The following is a 16,076-nucleotide window of genomic DNA, read 5'->3' as shown; positions in this document are numbered from 1 at the left end:
GCACCCGATGCCGATCATCGCGACGGACGGCGACTACGAGCCCCCACTTCCCCCGCCTGCGTGATCAGAATGGTCCTGCACAGCGCGGGCCGCTGGGGAAGCCGCTCTCGGGATGCCGCAACTTCAGTGCGAAGCCCAGTATTGCCGCAGCACCGTGTCGCTGAGACATCAATGGTGCGAAACATGTAGGCGAGACGCAGCTGGGCATGCTCCGCCCGGCAATGATGGATACCTTCGCCAGGGTCGTGCGCAATCGCCTGCTGGACCCCTCCGGAACCCTGCCCAAGCGCTACCCGCAAGGCTGGGCAGCGAAATCATCTTCGACGGCGAGGTGGTGCGCATCCGCGGCCGCCACGCCGCGCTGCTCGCGCCGGCGGCGGGCAAAAAAGTGGGCACCGCTCGGGTGCCCACTTCTGTCATGGGGTGGGGTGGCTGATGGGAGACCATTGGCCACTTAAGAACCCTAGCGTTTTCGCGGCCCTCCGGCCGGTACCGCACAGGTCTGTGAGACAGATTGTGTGACAAGTCAGTGCCGTTGGCAAGGGGTACCTATCAGGGCCGCCGCCTCGCTGCGAAGGAGCACCTCATAGGAGAAACCACCAAGAATACGGGCGACCCGGAGGTCGCCCAAGAACAACTTGCAAAGGACGCTTCAAGGGCGCCCTTTCCCACCTCAGTGCACGACGGGCACTCCCTTACTCGTGGCCTGTGCAGCCCCAGCCCCCTCCGAGCCACACACCCCGACACCATCCTGATGGTGGGGCACGCAGACAAAAATCCACCGCTCCTGTACCGTGAAGCCCGCCACCTCCGATTCCGCAGCATGCTCGACGAAACGCAAGACCTCCAGCATGTCCATCACCTCCGCGGCCCGGTCGTGGCTGCGCCACTCGCCAAGGTGCTTCTTCAACGCCAACCACGTCGGGTCGCGGACATCGCGTACCGGCGTCTCAGCCCGCATGACGACGACCTGCTTGCGCTCATCGACAGTCGCTGCGAGGTAGATGCGCCGTTGTTCGTCAACGGACTCGACCAGCCAATCGCGCGCCTCTTCGGTCGCGAGAGGGACCAGACAGACGACCTGCGTCCCTGCGGCCTGGAAGGTCGCCACCGCGACTGGGAGCGCCGCCCCGCCTGAGATGGCCAGTGAGTGATGGATGGGAACAAGCGGGCTCTCGAAAATACGCGCGATAGCATCGGGCAGCTGCACGTAGAGCGCCCTCCCCTGGTACTGCGGACGCTGCTTGAGCGAGGCGAGCTCTGCCGCAAATTGGAGCGGGTCCAGAACTACACCGAACCCTCGGTGCGTCGTAACGTCATTGGTCATGTCAAATTTCTCCACGTGGATGTGACCTATAGATAAGGCCCAATAAAATATGAACTTTCAGCAAGTTTTTTGATCCATTGATGATGGAAAAAGAAAACGCAAGAAAGCAAACACTCGAGCAACTTCACGAGCGGCGCAAGCAAGTCGTGAGGTTGCACAAGCGGGGCGTCAAGATCATGCAGATCGTGGACATGACGGGGCTGAGTTACCCGCCGGTTCGAGCGGCCATCGACTTGTACGAGGCTGGCGGCTGGAGCGCCATCCGGCCGACTCGGCGGGGACGCGCCAGAGGCGACGGTCGGGTGCTCAGTCAAGCGCAAGAAGAGACGATCCAGCGCCTGATCATTGACACACGTCCCGAGCAACTCAAGATGGACTTCCATCTGTGGAGCCGCGCTGCGGTGATGCAACTCATTGAACAAGAGTTCGACATCAAACTGCAGGTGCGCAGCGTTGGAAAGTACCTCACCCGCTGGGGCTTTACGCCGCAAAAGCCCATCAAGCGAGCCTATGAGCAAAGCCCCGCGGCGGTGCAGGCTTGGCTGGAGGGGGAATACCCCGCCATCGAGCAGCGCGCCAGGGTTGAGGGCGCGGAAATTCACTGGGGAGACGAAACCGCGCTGGTCAACACGGACGTGCGCGGCAGAAGCTTTGCCCCTGCGGGCAAAACCCCCGTGGCGATGGCGGTGGGCGGGACGCGCCAGAAGCTCTCGATGATCGCCACGGTCACCAACCAGGGCAAGACCCGCTGGATGATCATCGACGAGGCGTTTGACGCCGACAAGCTGATCGAGTTCTTGCAGGCGTTGATCAAGGATGCAGGCAAGAAGGTGTTCCTGATTCTGGACAACCTGAGGGTGCATCACAGCAAGTTGGTGAAGGCGTGGGTCGCCTTGCACAACGCGCAGATCGAGCTGTTTTACCTGCCCAGTTACAGCCCCCAACTCAACCCTGAGGAGAGGCTCAACGCCGATCTCAAACAGGAAATGGGCAAACGCGTGCCGGTGCGAACCAAGGCCAAATTACGCGAAGCTGCGAACGACCATATGGCGATGCTGGAACAAAACCCGCAGCGTGTGATGAGCTACTTCCAGGACCGGCGCGTTCGCTACGCAGCTTAATACTTCACAGGGCCGGAGCAATAGGTTCCACGTGTAGGCACCGACACACCAAGCAAGAAAGACGGGCCCGCAGGCCCGTCGTCAATCAACAATCAATCAACCATCGGCGAGTGAAGCCAATGGCCCCGCTCACGTCACCACGCCATCACGCTACCTGTCATCACCACCTCCGCCGCCTGTCTCACCGCTCTCCCCGGCAGCCGCAACGACTTCATTGGCGTTGTGCACGACCGCGGCGCGCTGCAACCAGCGAAGGATTTCCGGAAGGCGCGGGAGCTCTGGCCAGTCGAGTCCGCGGTGGGTAGCGTGGACGTCGAGCAGGAAGCGCTTGAAGTCAAGCGACGGCTCGTCACACGCTTCTGGGATGAGTGCACGCAGCTGCGGGTTCGCGCAAAAGCGGGCGAACTCTCTCTCGACGACCACGTCTTCTGGCTCCGCGCAGGTTGCGAAATCCCTGATGGTGATGTCGCCCGTGAGCAAGCGGACGGTGATGGGCGGGATGCCCAGGTATCGAGCTGCCTTTGCGACGAACGAATGGTCGCGGAGCAGTTCCGGCGCCTGGCCATGCGAAAGCAGCTGCAGTTCTTCGGCCGTTACACCCAGCTCTTCGGCAAGCTTGTCTCCGCCGTGCAGCCGTAGCTTGGCATCATCCAGTAGCCAAGCCACGAGTGGCCCTGCGGGGTGTCGGTGCAGTCTGAGCAAGCGCTGCGCGGGGGACTCGGATTGCTCTGCAGCCTGGTCGAACGCAGCAAGCGCTTCGTCGATATCTGTCGTCATAGGTGTCCTTGGAAGTGCACGAAAACCGTGCACTTCGTATAGCGAGCGCCCATCAATCCGCACGAAGGGGGCGAAAGACGGCAGGAGATGGCGGCACGAATAAATACGTTGACTACACGAGGCTCCCATCAACCCTAGGAGCCTCTGATGAACTCACCACAACCTTTCGCAACCGTTTCTTCCCACGCCACCGCCCCCGAGAAGGTGGGAGAATCGGCCAAGCAGCGCTTGCGCTTTCGCCCGCTCACGCCCATTGAGCGGACGAAGCTGGCGTTGGCGCTACAGCAGCAAACCCTCAGCGAGGCTACCGAATCGATACGCGCCCTCGGGGTGGCGCCGCGCCGGGAGACCGCGCAGACTTTGCTTGAGCGCCGCGCCACGATTGACAATGTGCGACGCTCCAGGGCCGCTCGGCGCCAACCCAGCACGCAACCCGCTTTGGCGCAGCGCCTGCGCACATACAAGGCCTCCAAAATTTTTCCGGTTGCGAAGTCACTGTTCCGCCACGGCGCGGCCGGTGGCGGGACCTTCAAGCTTTGGTTTGTGGAAAGGAGCTCTGAGGTCAGCTACAAGGTTGATATCGGCTCCAACCGCGACACCTATCGCGGCAGCTTCAAGGGCTGGAGCGCCACGGAGGACCATCACCGCATTTGGGTGCCCCGCGACTGGGCTGCACGTGTACTCGCCCATGGCCTCGCGGACCTGGACGGCATGATGACGCTGGACGCGCACCGGCTGATGAGTCCTGATGGAATCATGCTCTATGCGGCCACGTGGGCTGCGCAGTCACGCGGTTACAGCGTGACCACCCACCGCGGTTTCATTGCCGTCTCGGGTGGGCTGTCCTTCCATGCGGACTCGGCGGAGCAAGCTGTGGCGGGCATTCGTCGCAAGGTCACAGCCGCCGGCCGGCCGCCGCGGCAGCGTGTGTCGCCGTTGGACATTGACATTGGCGCGTTCGTGCAGCGCTACCGACGCTATGACGTAACGGTTGACCTTGACGACGCGCGCGAGAGCGGCAGTTGCGAGTACGGCATCCGCTCCTGGTGCGAAGCGGTTGGCCTCGACTATGACGAGGGCGAAGCGCCTCTTGCCGACATCCTCACGGCCTTCCAGGGGCGCCCACAGGTCGAAGTGCGGCTGGCTGTGCTGCACGCCATCCGTCGCCACCGGGCAACTCTGCGTAAGGCCGCATAGGCGGGTCTCGGCGGGGTGGCACTATCCGCCCCGCTTTTTCACGAAGCCACTGGCCTGCAGGGCGCGCAACAGCGAGCCCTCGGCTTCGCCCTGCATGGCGTCAAAGAGCTGCGCCCAAAGCTTGTACGCGCGGGTGTTGCGCACCCCTTCGGCAGGTGCTTTGCCGTATCGGCCTGCACTGACGGCCTGGGCCCCGGCGCGGATGGCCGTGAGCGCGTCGGTCAGCGGGTCGGTGGGTTTGGTGGTTACCGCAGTTACGGCCGAGCCCTTCACTTGCAGCCTGCTGACTGCCTGCTGCACACACGAGTTCGTAAAGATTCGGTGATGACGTAGGCTGACCGAGTCGCGAGCAGAACGTGCTGGACACAGAAGTTTTTTCGCCGTACCCTGTTTGCTGTGAACGACACAGCCGCAGACCTGGACTCGGCGATCGGGACGGTGCCCGACGCAAGACGGCCGACGCCGAAACCCTATGACCAGGAGTTGGTCACGCTGACCAGGCGCGAGCACATCGAGTTGGTGCAGCGGGCAAACGCATACCGATCCCTGCATGCGCGAGCCGTGGCACGCATCGAGTTCGTGGAACGTCGGCATCAGGCCGAGAAGGCGCGATTTGCGCAGCGTGAAGCCGAGTTGAAGGCGGCGCTGGAGGCCGCGCAGGCGCAGATCCGTGACCTTCGCCTGCGTGTGTTTGGCGCCAAGACGGAACAGTCGCGCTCGATCAATGCGGTGTGCCAGGTCAGCGCTGGCCCTCCACGGCCGCGGGGCCAGCAACGTGGGCGGCGTGGTCACGGCCGCACGCGCCTGGGCGGATTGCCGGCCAGGGTTGAGGAGGTGACGCTGCAGACGACGTGCCCACGCTGCGGCCTGGGGCTGAGCGCGTTTCCCGGCACGCAGGATGCCGAGATTCTGGAGATCGAGGTCAAGGCGTACCGCCGCATCGTCCGTCGGCACCGCTACCGGCCGCTGTGCTGCTGCGGCGCACTTCCCGGCATCGTGACGGCGCCGCCGCCGGCGCAACTCATCCCACGGGGCAAGCTGGGCGTGTCGGTCTGGGTGGAGGCACTGCTGTCGAAGTTTCTCTATGGGCAGCCCAGCCACAGGCTGCTGCAGGACTGGGACGATCATGGGCTGCACATCGCGCAGGGCACGCTCACCGAGGGCCTGCGCATGCTGTGGCCGTTGCTGGGGCCGGTGGCCGAGGCTGGCCTGGATGAGCTGCGACGTGGCTCGCACTGGCATGCCGACGAGACACGCTGGGAGGTGTTCGAGGAGGAGCCCGGCAAGGTCGGGCATCGCTGGTACCTGTGGGTGTTTCAGTCGGCCACTGCGGTGTGCTTTGTGCTCGATCCTTCACGCTCGGCCTCGGTGCCGGCGGCCGCACTCAACCATGTGGACGAGGGGATTCTCAGTGTCGACCGCTACGCCTCGTACCGCAAGTTCGCCCGGTTGAACCCGGGGGTGAAGCTGTCGATCTGCTGGGCGCACCAGCGGCGCGACTTCCTGCGCGCGGCCAACGAGCATCCGGCGCTGTGGGACTGGGCCATGGGTTGGGTCGGGCTCATCGGCGAGCTGTACGCCTTGCACGCCCGGCGGCGGCAACAATGGGCGGATGGCGACGCTGCCTTCAAGGACAGCGATGCCGAGACGCGCGCGCTGGTGGCCTCGATGGAGCAGCGCTGCCTGGATGAGTTGGCCGACACGGCACTGGCAGGCGCGGCGCACAAGGTGCTGCGTACCCTGCGCACGTACTGGGCGGGACTGATCCTGTTCCTGGATCATCCCGCCATCGACCTGGACAATAACGCCGCCGAACGCGCGCTGCGGCCCGCGGTGGTCGGGCGCAAGAACTTCTATGGTTCGGGCAGCCAGTGGTCGGGGCAGCTGGCCGCCACGATGCGCAGTGTGCTCGGCACGCTGGAGTTGTGGGGGCTCAATCCGCGCACCTGGCTGAGCGCGTATCTGCATGCCTGCGCACACGCGGGCGGCTGCATGCCGGCGGACCTCGACCGCTTCCTGCCCTGGCGGATGGATGAAACCCGGCTGAGCGCGATGCGCGGCGTGGCCTGCGCAACAATCGACAGCTCATGAACAAACGGTACTGCGGGCGCGTGTTCACGCAGGAGGAGCTTGACGCCATCGCCTGGCTGATGGCGCAAAACCCCCAGCTCAAGCGCGCGCCGCTGTCGCGCAGGGTGTGCGAGATGCTGGACTGGCGCCGCCCTGATGGACGCCTCAGCGACATGAGTTGCCGCGTGGCGATGCTGCGCATGCAGACTGACGGCTTGATCACGCTGCCACCCTCACAGATGCCTCACCCGCGGCGCCGGGCGCAGTTCGACCCCACCCCAGCCACCGATGCGCAAGGTGCGATCGACATGCCCGTGCATGCTCTGGATGCCTTGCGCCTGGAGGTCGTCGCCGGTGTCGGCGCGGCCTCCAAGCTGTGGAACGAATACGTGGCCCGCTACCACTACCTGGGCTACACGCCCATGTCGGGCAGCCAGATCCGTTACAACGTCTACGCTGGCGACCGGCTCGTTGCCTTGCTGAGCTTCGGCGCCAGCGCCTGGAAGCTGGCCGATCGCGAACGATTCATCGGCTGGAATCACGAGCAGCGGCAGAACAACCTGCAGCGCGTCGTCAACAACACGCGCTTCCTGATCCTGCCGTGGGTGCAGTCCAAAGGGCTTGCCTCGAAGATCCTGGCCCTCGCCGCGCGTCGCCTGCCCAAAGACTGGCAGCAGCGCTACGGCTACTCGCCCGTGATGCTGGAGACCTTCGTCGAAAGCCCCAGGCACAAAGGCACCTGCTACAAGGCCGCCAACTGGGTCCTCGTGGGCAAAACAACCGGCCGCGGCAAAAAGAGCCTCTCGCACCAACAGGCGCTGCCCATCAAGGACATCTGGCTGTACCCGCTGCGTCCCGACTACGCAGCCATCCTGCGTCGGTAGTCGGCCCTGATTTATTCATTTTCAAGCGGCGGCCAGTCGCAGCGCTGGGCCGTTGAGCGCATAGCAGGCGAGTTCGCGCAGCATCTGATGCCAGTTCGGGCGTAAGTACGCAGCCTGACACAGGCGCAAATAAAGCCGACGCACAAAGGGCACCCCCTTCCTGGCGATCATGCGCAGCAGCCATTTGATGTTGTAGCCTGCCGCGCACAGCACGGCGTGCAACCGGTCGCCCTGCTCACCCTTGAGGGGGCAACGGTCCATGCGGTGATCGCTCTTGAGGTGGCCGATGATGGGCTCGATGGCCTGGCGCCGCTTGAGTTGTTTTCTGTCCTTGCTGCTGATGCGTTTGGATTTGCCCCGGTGCACGATATGCACATCCGGGTTGTCAGCATCCACGCCCCGATAGCCCAGGTCAACGAACGCGGTTGCCGGCTTTGACCTGCTGTCCTGCATCAGGATCGTGGCCTGCTCCAGTTGCTCGCTCAGGGTGTGGCCGTCGTACGGGTTGCCGTGGAAGGCCCGGGCGCCCACGATCAGATTGCCCCTGAGCGTGCTGGCGATGCCCACCTTGACCCCGAACTCATAGGGCGTTCGGGCCTTGCCTTTGCTGATGCAGGCCACTTCCGGCGCATGCCAGGCGTAAAGCTTGGGTTGCCCATCCGCCGCCTTGCGCTGGCCGCTCTGGGCGTTGATGCGCTGGGCCTTGTGCAAGGTCTCACCCAGTGCCTCTCGCACCGCCTGGCCAATGGCGCTGCCCTTGCGCTCGATCTCGCGCTGCAAGCGGCCCACGATGGTGCGCTGGCGCTTGATGGTCCGACGCATGCGTTTGAACTGGCGGGCATGCGCATAGCGCCCGGCCTTGCGGCTGAGCTCCTTGCCTTCCTTGGCAAAGGTCTGCTTGAGCGCAATCCCCGCATCCCTGGCCGCCTCGACCAGTTTGGTGCGCGCCGTCTCCAGCAGGCGGCTGTCGGTGGGGTGGGCGATCGCCTTGTGCTGCACCGTGCTGTCCACAATCACCCGCGCGAATTCCTGCGGCTTGATCAGCTTGAGGTCCACAGCCACGTTGAGGGTCTGCGCCAGCAGCTCTTCCACGCCGTCCTCACCCAGCAGCTTGCGAAACTTGATCAGGGTGGTGGCGTCGCAAGGCTGGTGGTGTTCAAAGTACGCCTGACCCGAGAAGAACTGCCAGGTCGGCGTTTCGCCCCAGCGCTCGACGACGCCCTCGTCGGACTCGTTGAAAGCGTGCTTGAGGTACAGCAGCGCAATCATGATGCGCAGCGCCACGCGAGGCCGCCCGGCGTTGCTGGGCACAGCCGCGCGCTGCACCTGTTCGCCGAAGAGATCGAGGTCGGGCATGGCCACGCCTGCACGACCTTTGCGCGAAAAAGTCTGCGCCACCCTTGCTTCGATCTCCTGCCAGGGCATGCGCGAGGCCAGCACGGCCAGCGGATGGCGCAGATCGATCATGTGGTCGATGCGTGCGCGGAAAAAATCGTCGGTGGCAGGGCAGGCAAACATCACGGCAAAACTCCCAGAAAACAGCCCCTATTGGAAATCAGACTGGGAGTTCACACCATCGGCAATCACCCCAGAAACCCCGTATTCATGCGGGTTGCGGGGGTTCTTCAGGGCCGACTCGGTAACGGCTGCCGACGTCATCACCGAATCTTTACACGAGTTCAACACCAACCGCGCCAAGCCGTTGTTTTTGTTGATGGCAGCTAAAAAATTGCCACTACAGCAGGGTCATCTGGGCGTCGCGGGTCGGCTTGGGCAGTTTGAGGGCCTGAAAGAGATGCGCTTGGTTGGCGTCGATGGTGGAGATGCCGTCGATGGGCTCGGCGTCGTTGATGCGAACGCGGTGACGCTGGATGGCGCGCAGTTGTTCGAGCGCGCGCTCCGGGGAGACCTCGGCGCCTGCGAGCTTGAGACGGCTGCGCATGACCCGGTACAGGATCAGGGCGATGAAACACAGCATCGCGTGGGCGCGGATACGATCGGGCAGCCGGTGGAACACCGGCGCGATCTCGATTTCGGATTTGAGGACCCGGAAGCCGCGCTCGATGTCGGCCAGGGCCTTGTAGCTGGCCACGACCTCCTTGGGCGCGAGGTCGGCCACGTTGGTCACCAGCAGCAGCTTGCCGTCCATCAGCTCGGCGCGCGCCAGCGCCTCTTCGTCGAGGCTGTAGGCGAACTGCGGGCTCTTGAGGTCGACGCGCACGATGCGCAGCAGGTGCGACTCGCTGACCTCGTGATAGAACCGCGCCGTGGCGCCGCCGTCGGACAGGGGGCGCCCACGGCTCTTGACGCCGGTGTCCTGGCCGTCGAGCTTGCCGGACAGTTGGATGGCGCGCGTCTCCAGTTCCTTGACGCGCTCGCGCCTCCGCTGCGTCTGCTCCGCGGCTTGGGCTGGGTTATGCGCCACGACCAAGCGCAGGTCGTGCCAGCGGGCTTCGTCGATGATCTCGCTGCTGGCCTCCCGGGCCTTGCCCTGGAATGCCTGCAGAATTTCGGTGAACTCTCCGTAGCGACGCCCCGGCACGGCCAGGATGAACTCCAGCGACTGGCCGTCGGGCAGGGTGATGCGGCGCAGCTCCTCGACGTTGTCCAGAGACAGCAGGCCGCGGTCGGCCACGACCACCAGGCGGCGGATGTAGCCGTAGCGCGCCAGCACCTTCTTGAGTGTGGGCAGCAGCGTGGGCGCCTCGGCCTGGTTGCCCTCGAACACCTCGTGGTGGATGGGCATGCCGTCGGCCGTCTGCACCACGCCCAGCATGAACTGGCGCGCGACGATGCCCTCCTTGGCCATGCCGAACCGGCGCACGTCCCCCTCCTGCTCGCTCAGACCCTCGGTGCGGATGGTGGTGAGGTCGTAGAACACCAGGGAGAGCTCCTGGTCAATCAGTGGGCGCAAGAGACCTGCCACGCAGGTGTCGACGGCGTCACGGTGGTCCATCAGGGCGTCCATCGCGCGCAGCAGTTGCTGGTGGCTCAGGTCATCGGCGCTGAGGCCGGGCATGCTCACCGTCTTCAGCCACCGCAGCACCCCGAGCTTCGAATCCGCATCGCACAGCCGGTTGAACACCATGGCGCGGATCGCCGCCTCCACCGGCGCGGTGAAGCGCGCGCGTCGGAACACGGCGGCCAGCTCGGTGAAGCCGAGTTCGCGCCAGAGCTGATCCAGTGCCCAGACATCACCCAGGGCCAGCGCCGACTCGAACTGCACCTGCGGCGCGGCCGACTCGGCCCCATCGAGCCGGCGACCCTTGGCTTGCGCCAGGCGGTTGAGCATGGCGTCGACCGTGCCCCCTTCCTCGTCGAGCCGCCCCAGCGTGGCCACCGTGCGTTGGCGCGGGTGACCGGTCTCGTCGCGGAAAGCCTCGACGAGCTGCACGTATCGGCGCCCCTTGGACTGGGTGAACTTGAGGAACATCGCAGCACAAGTGTACACCACAGCGGAGCAAGTGCTGCCCGTACATTAAGGTTACATCGTTGCCATTACACGCGACCCGCGAAAGACGCTTGCAAGTCCTTGATCCTTATAGACGGCACACCCGAAAAAGCCGGTTTTCGGGGGTTCCGATGTCGAACTCCGGTGCACACGGTCCAGGATGGCGGCACAAATGGGTTGCCCAGCACTGCGGTCGGCTGCCTCACCCAACAGCCGCTGCGCTTCTTCTATCCGCCACCCTGGGTCACGCTCACATAGCTCGGCAGCCCGTTGTTCTTCCGCCGCACGCTGCCTGGCGGGACCGCAGATTTTGGATTCAACAAAGGCGAGTTCGTCTGCAGTTAGCTTTGACTGCAGGGCGTCCGGGATGGCTGCAGCGGTGAGGGGGATGCTGCCGAGATATGACTGGCGCGAGTAGCCGTGGGTGTTGCCCTGGGCTCCCTTTGGAACCCAGGTTGAGCGGTAGAGAAGCGCCTGGTTGCGGCGGAATTTGAGGTGCATGGTGACGACATTGGTGACAGGTGATGTCTTGTGTAGTCACCAGTCCCAATGTCCCTTTTGAGGGTGCGTCGGCTTCTTGAATTTGCCAAGCAATCGAATGCAGCTACCCTCGGGCCTCTATTCAAGGGGCCTTCCATGGGGTCTACAAGTACGGCCTAATGAACAAGTCGTCGATACTGAATTGCATCTTGACCAACATATGCATTGTTAATGAAAAATCCGAAATAACCGCCTGTGGATGTGAGTAACATTCCGCGGCCATTAATTTTTCCGCGAAGGAAATGCCCGACGTAAAGACCGGGCGATGATGTTGCGATGTTCTGCGGATTTGAAAGTCCTCGCGCCATTATTTTTATAAGACCCAAGCCCGAGCGAAGTCCGCCGCTGAATTCGCCGAAATAGATATTGCCATTAGGGTAACTCTGAACGCCAAAACATCCATCCCAGTCTGCGGGACTGCGCGATTTGCAGCTTACTGAATTCGATGTACCCTCAAATATATTATTTCTGAAGGGGCCGCCGATTGCTCGATGTGTGACTTTGTTGAATACTATTCCTTGGCCGTTCAATCTCCCGTCTTTAAACTGACCAATGTAAACCGATGGCTCATCAGCCATAATATTGTCCTCGTTAGACTTTCCTATGGCATTTATCACTAACACGCCATAACCTGAGCGCTCTCCCTGATGAAACTCTCCATCGTAGACGTTTCCGTTGTGGTATCGCACAGTGCCCACACAGTTGTCCCAAGTGCCTGGGGCTTCACCTCGGCAGCGTAGATTAGGCAGATTTTGTTGCATTGGAACATCCGAGTTTTTTCTATCGGGTCCTGTTTGTACATTTGCCGCTTGAGGCGTGGTTTGCATTGCCTTGTATGATTTGTCAACGCTCTCCTGAATGGACCGCTCGGCGACAGCCTTCCTCTCTTCCGCTAAAGCGACTTGGCATTGCGCTCGCTCGTCTCTCTCTCGACCTAATTCTCGATTGGCCGCACCGAGTTCGGTAAAGAAATCTCCACCTGGGGGGCTCGCCGCAAAAGCGGCGGAAATCGCAGCCCAATTCGGTGGTTGGTCGCAAGGATTGTTAAGTGCTTGATTTTGGTCGCTCGTGTCTCTCGCAGGGCGCGTTGCGCATGACGAAAGAGTGAGCGCTGTAATCGCAGCAATCAATGAAAATAGCAATCTGAAGTTTTCCATTTGCGGCTCAATTAGCAGATTCGTCTTTTGAACGATTCCTCTGGCTCCGTAACTACAATGCTATTGGAATAATTTTTTTGAATTTGTTGTTATAAATTATGCCAACTGTTATAACATTGAGTGAACTCGTAGTCTCTTACAATGGCCGGAGTTGTGTGTTGGTGCCGAGCCTGGCGTGAGCTACGTTGCCAGCCTTGTGCTAAATCGATTGCAACCCAAGCCTGGTAAGTGACTAGGAGTACTCCTGCCGATTCTGGTGGTTCATGACCTAGTCGACCCATTGCCCTGAACTGACTCAATATGGTGTCGTTGCCAACAGTTTGTCACCCAATCGGACTGACTCACCACCCTTGACGCAATTTTTTGAGCGACTGCCCTGCGCTTTTTCAGCGCCTAGTGAGTTTTGTTGTGCTATTTTGCCTGAAGGCCCGGAAGCAGTGCTGCAACCGTCTGTTATGCAGCCGTTGATACCCGTGCCGGTGCCTTAGTTGTCGAAGGAATAAAGCCCGTGTCTACACGTCGTCCCACTTCACGAAAGGACGACACGATGACCCTGCTCAACTCCCTCACCACCAACTCCCGACCGGTTACCCGAAACGAGTACGGCGGACTTCAATTCCAAACCTGTCTTTCCGCTGACGAGAGCAATGCAGTTCAGTCGCTCCTCACCCGAGCAGTCGAAGCGGACTTGCTTCCAGAGCCCTATATCGAGCGCTCCAAGCGCGAGTTTGAGAGCCTCAATCACCACATCTACGACGTCCTGGTCGCTGAGGAAAGCGTCATCGCGGTCGTCGTATTGGCGCTCTCGTATTGGAAAGACTTCCGCAAGGAACGCACCCGAATCCCAAAAACCTATTTTTTGATTCAAGGCGCCAGCGATGATGGTGTCAAGGTCACCGAGTTGGACGGCCGGACCTGTGCCAAGCGCGCCAAGAATGCACAGGCACTTGGGCAACTCACTCGCCACTATCTCGGCCTCGAACCGGTCAAATGCGCAACCCCACACTCGAAGCCAATGGAGCGCGCAATGACCTCAAGCGACCGCGAGAGCGACGTCCCTGACCTGCTCGCAATGAAGCAGGCGAGCTTGGCCGCATGCTTGCCACCGCGAAGAGCCTTCATGCGCAAGGCCAGCTGCGGAGGATGCGCCGACCTGCTGGCGTCTCCTTGCCCACGGTGGAGCCCCTGCGAGTGAGAGCAAAGACATGAGCGAGTCCTACTGCTACTGCGACCAAGAGAGCCCCGGCGTAGCCACGGCCATCAGTGGCATGTCCGCAGACCAGGTCCGCGAACTCATACAGGAGGCTCGTGCATCAAACCTGTGTCGGCTGCTGGAGGATGCGTCCCGCGGTGGCGGCTTGGCACGAGCGCAACAGCCCTCGCGCTCCCTCGAAGGCCATGACTTAGCGCTCCCTGTGCATCGCCGGGATGCCCGGGGTGGCACCGATGCGAGCACCACGCGTGCACGCTAGGTGGCATCACTGTGACGACCGTGCCGGGCAACGGGCGGCACTTTCGCCATCGACCAGCGCGCCATTTCGGACACCAGGCCCGACGGCACCATTGGCCATCACCTAGACGAGCCCGCGGGCGGACGGCGTCGCGTCCAGCGAAGACTGTTCGTTTCTTCGTGAAGGCGACCCAGGATTCCCATCCCTAGTCGACCCGCCCCTGGAACGTCACGCGCTCCATCCTTGCTGTCCCCGCTTACGACAGCCTGCAGGCTAGGCGGACGTCATTGTCTTACGTAGCGATTATCCACAAAACGCCCAAAGACTCCGCTGTCTTGGGTGAGCAACACGCCCTGCCCATTCATGAGGCCACCGCGAAACTGCCCAACGTAAAGGCCGGGCGTCGGTGTAGCGATGTTCTGCGCAGTTGTGACGCCACGCGCCATGATTTTTATCAGTCCCAATCCCGAGCGCTCACCGTTTCTAAATTCGCCAAAATAAATATTTCCATTGGGATAACGCACAACACCGAAGCAACCATTCCATGTCGACGGCGCCGCCGTTGAGTCACAATTTATTTTCCCATACGGGCCAAACGGAAAATTGTCTACAAAAGTACCACTATACGCAATATGAGTTGCCTTCTCAAAAATAATTCCCGCACCATTCAAGCGATTACGCTCGAACTCCCCAATATAAATCGACGGAACTCGCGCCATGATGTTTGCCCTATCAGAGGCGCCAATCGCATTGATTACCAGAACACCGTACCCCGAACGAAGCCCGTGACGAAACTCTCCATCGTAGACGTTACCGTTGACGTAATGCACTGTACCAACGCAATCGTCCCATGCGCGAGGGTCCTTCCCCTGACATCTCAAATTGCTTGAATCCGTTGCTGCTCCCGAGTACGGCTCTGTTGGCGCGGCCCTAGGAGTCTGTCGGACTTGAGTTCGAGCGAACCCGGATAATCAGTGCGGCGCGTTTTTTTGGACGGCGGCGCGCTGATCGAGTGTTCTGGAGGGTTCAGGCGGCGCAGTGAGGGGGCATGAGGCCGCCTGAGGACTCGGTTTTAGCGTGATTGGGGCGCATTTTCCCTCACGCCGCGCGCAGCACGTACATGCGCTTGATGTTCCAGGCCATGGTCACCAAGCTCCACTCGCCTTGCGCTTTGGCCAGCCCACGCAGGCTCATCTGGCGCCAGCCCATCACCCGCTTGATGATGCCGAACACCGGCTCCACCGTCTGCTTGCGCAAGCTGTAGAGGGCTCGCCCAGCCTGTGTGCGCAGCCGGTGCGCCATCCGCTCCACCGCATCCGTCGTCTGAGGGTCGGGCGCATCGGATGCGAAGCGCTCCATCACGGGCGTGTGATGCGACTGCCTCTTGAGCGCCAGCAGCGGCTCGACCCCGGCATCGCCGCAGGCGATCACGTTGGCCTGGCTGCAGTAGCCGTTGTCCGCAATCAGGGACTGCACCTCGCCCAGCACCGCAGGCAACGCCACAATCTGCTCCAGCGTGGGCACGACTTCGCGCTTGTCGTTGGGCGCCTGGCTCACATGCCGGGTGATCACCATCATCGTCTGGGTGTCCACGCCGGCTTGGGCGTTGTAACTCTGCTCGAAGCTCCCGCCCGACACGGGCATGATGCGTGACTCCTCATCCGTGAGGTTGACTTGGTCGCTGTCCATGGGACCCGCCTGGGGCGGCTCGGGGTCCTTGCCGCGGGGTTTCTTGCCCGCGTCGCGCTGGGCCTGGCGCTTGGCCTGCTTGGCCTCGAACTCCTGCTGCTCCGTCTTGAAGCGTTCGGCTGCGCGCTGCGCGATCTTGGCCTTGGCCTGCGCAATGGCTCTGAGGCGATCCTCCCGCCGGGCGATCTCGGCGGGCACATCCATGCCGTCGGGCGCGCTGGCGCGATCGCTCGTCTCCGCCAGCGCCAGCAGGCCCTGGACTTCCTCGCGCAACTGCGCCTCAATCTTGTTGGCATGCGCCCACGACAGCGCCTTGTGCTTGCTGGCGTTGGCGTCGATCTTGGTGCCGTCCAGCGCAATGTGTCCGAGTTTGAGCAGCTTCATCTCGCGTGCGAGCACCAGCACCTGCACA

14 protein-coding genes are annotated in these 16,076 nt (G+C 62.2%); 5 read left to right on the top strand and 9 right to left on the bottom strand.

From position 1 onward, the window contains the following. Positions 1–673 precede the first annotated feature (673 nt). Positions 674–1,327, bottom strand: coding sequence for a hypothetical protein (locus CD04_RS0100100; RefSeq protein WP_081857944.1), 654 nt, complete (start codon positions 1,325–1,327; stop codon positions 674–676). A gap of 83 nt (positions 1,328–1,410) precedes the next feature. Between CD04_RS0100100 and CD04_RS0100095 the strand changes: the two genes are divergently transcribed. Continuing rightward, on the top strand, positions 1,411–2,448 hold the full coding sequence (locus CD04_RS0100095; protein ID WP_031403801.1) for an IS630 family transposase: 1,038 nt from the start codon (positions 1,411–1,413) through the stop codon (positions 2,446–2,448). Positions 2,449–2,598: 150 nt separating this feature from the next. Here CD04_RS0100095 and CD04_RS0100090 read toward each other — a convergent pair whose 3' ends face one another. Continuing rightward, positions 2,599–3,225 carry a hypothetical protein gene (locus CD04_RS0100090; protein WP_051848811.1) on the bottom strand — a complete coding sequence of 209 codons (627 nt, stop codon included), beginning with the start codon at positions 3,223–3,225 and terminating at the stop codon, positions 2,599–2,601. Positions 3,226–3,372: 147 nt separating this feature from the next. Here CD04_RS0100090 and CD04_RS0100085 point away from each other — a divergent pair, with 147 nt between their 5' ends. Next, on the top strand, positions 3,373–4,422 hold the full coding sequence (locus tag CD04_RS0100085) for a hypothetical protein (RefSeq protein ID WP_031403799.1): 1,050 nt from the start codon (positions 3,373–3,375) through the stop codon (positions 4,420–4,422). Positions 4,423–4,443: 21 nt separating this feature from the next. Here the strand turns inward: CD04_RS0100085 and CD04_RS0100080 are convergent, their stop codons facing one another. Beyond that, positions 4,444–4,722, bottom strand: coding sequence for a hypothetical protein (locus CD04_RS0100080; protein WP_197032981.1), 279 nt, complete (start codon positions 4,720–4,722; stop codon positions 4,444–4,446). 96 nt (positions 4,723–4,818) lie between these two features. Here CD04_RS0100080 and CD04_RS0100075 point away from each other — a divergent pair, with 96 nt between their 5' ends. Next, positions 4,819–6,513: an IS66 family transposase gene (locus CD04_RS0100075; protein ID WP_031403797.1), complete on the top strand. Its 1,695-nt coding sequence runs from the start codon at positions 4,819–4,821 to the stop codon at positions 6,511–6,513. Further along, positions 6,510–7,376, top strand: a complete 867-nt coding sequence (locus tag CD04_RS0100070) for a Druantia anti-phage system protein DruA (RefSeq protein WP_031403796.1) — start codon at positions 6,510–6,512, stop codon at positions 7,374–7,376. The genes CD04_RS0100075 and CD04_RS0100070 overlap by 4 nt, the downstream gene beginning before the upstream one ends. A gap of 21 nt (positions 7,377–7,397) precedes the next feature. On the opposite strand, the gene CD04_RS0100065 is transcribed toward CD04_RS0100070, so the two are convergent. From CD04_RS0100065 to CD04_RS23470, 4 genes are all read right to left on the bottom strand, one after another. Further along, positions 7,398–8,894: an IS5 family transposase gene (locus tag CD04_RS0100065; protein WP_231480588.1), complete on the bottom strand. Its 1,497-nt coding sequence runs from the start codon at positions 8,892–8,894 to the stop codon at positions 7,398–7,400. A gap of 217 nt (positions 8,895–9,111) precedes the next feature. Then, a complete protein-coding gene (locus CD04_RS0100060; RefSeq protein ID WP_031403794.1) occupies positions 9,112–10,809 on the bottom strand; it encodes an IS1634 family transposase in 1,698 nt (565 codons plus the stop codon). A 51-nt stretch (positions 10,810–10,860) separates the two neighbouring features. Next, complete coding sequence (locus CD04_RS24000; protein ID WP_197032980.1) at positions 10,861–11,328, bottom strand: hypothetical protein; 468 nt, start codon at positions 11,326–11,328, stop codon at positions 10,861–10,863. Between the two features lie 155 nt (positions 11,329–11,483). Beyond that, entirely contained in the window at positions 11,484–12,524 is a 1,041-nt protein-coding gene (locus tag CD04_RS23470; protein ID WP_156029982.1) for a hypothetical protein, read from the bottom strand. A gap of 547 nt (positions 12,525–13,071) precedes the next feature. Between CD04_RS23470 and CD04_RS23995 the strand changes: the two genes are divergently transcribed. Then, entirely contained in the window at positions 13,072–13,719 is a 648-nt protein-coding gene (locus tag CD04_RS23995; RefSeq protein WP_031403791.1) for a hypothetical protein, read from the top strand. Between the two features lie 540 nt (positions 13,720–14,259). Here the strand turns inward: CD04_RS23995 and CD04_RS22850 are convergent. Next, positions 14,260–14,805: a hypothetical protein gene (locus CD04_RS22850; protein ID WP_197032979.1), complete on the bottom strand. Its 546-nt coding sequence runs from the start codon at positions 14,803–14,805 to the stop codon at positions 14,260–14,262. Between the two features lie 268 nt (positions 14,806–15,073). After that, a partial coding sequence (locus CD04_RS0100035; protein ID WP_031403790.1) for a transposase occupies positions 15,074–16,076 on the bottom strand: 1,003 nt, incomplete at its 5' end.

The organism is Thiomonas sp. FB-Cd (assembly GCF_000733775.1).
GTDB lineage: Bacteria > Pseudomonadota > Gammaproteobacteria > Burkholderiales > Burkholderiaceae_C > Thiomonas_A.
This window is presented reverse-complemented; position numbering and strand designations above follow the sequence as displayed.

What these genes read in the sequence shown, in the direction of transcription:
- CD04_RS0100100 (WP_081857944.1), bottom strand. Translation starts at nt 1,327, where the DNA reads ATGACCAATGACGTTACGACGCACCGAGGGTTCGGTGTAGTTCTGGAC.
- CD04_RS0100095 (WP_031403801.1), top strand. Translation starts at nt 1,411, where the DNA reads ATGGAAAAAGAAAACGCAAGAAAGCAAACACTCGAGCAACTTCACGAG.
- CD04_RS0100090 (WP_051848811.1), bottom strand. Translation starts at nt 3,225, where the DNA reads ATGACGACAGATATCGACGAAGCGCTTGCTGCGTTCGACCAGGCTGCA.
- CD04_RS0100085 (WP_031403799.1), top strand. Translation starts at nt 3,373, where the DNA reads ATGAACTCACCACAACCTTTCGCAACCGTTTCTTCCCACGCCACCGCC.
- CD04_RS0100070 (WP_031403796.1), top strand. Translation starts at nt 6,510, where the DNA reads ATGAACAAACGGTACTGCGGGCGCGTGTTCACGCAGGAGGAGCTTGAC.
- CD04_RS0100065 (WP_231480588.1), bottom strand. Translation starts at nt 8,894, where the DNA reads ATGTTTGCCTGCCCTGCCACCGACGATTTTTTCCGCGCACGCATCGAC.
- CD04_RS0100060 (WP_031403794.1), bottom strand. Translation starts at nt 10,809, where the DNA reads ATGTTCCTCAAGTTCACCCAGTCCAAGGGGCGCCGATACGTGCAGCTC.
- CD04_RS24000 (WP_197032980.1), bottom strand. Translation starts at nt 11,328, where the DNA reads ATGCACCTCAAATTCCGCCGCAACCAGGCGCTTCTCTACCGCTCAACC.
- CD04_RS23470 (WP_156029982.1), bottom strand. Translation starts at nt 12,524, where the DNA reads ATGGAAAACTTCAGATTGCTATTTTCATTGATTGCTGCGATTACAGCG.
- CD04_RS23995 (WP_031403791.1), top strand. Translation starts at nt 13,072, where the DNA reads ATGACCCTGCTCAACTCCCTCACCACCAACTCCCGACCGGTTACCCGA.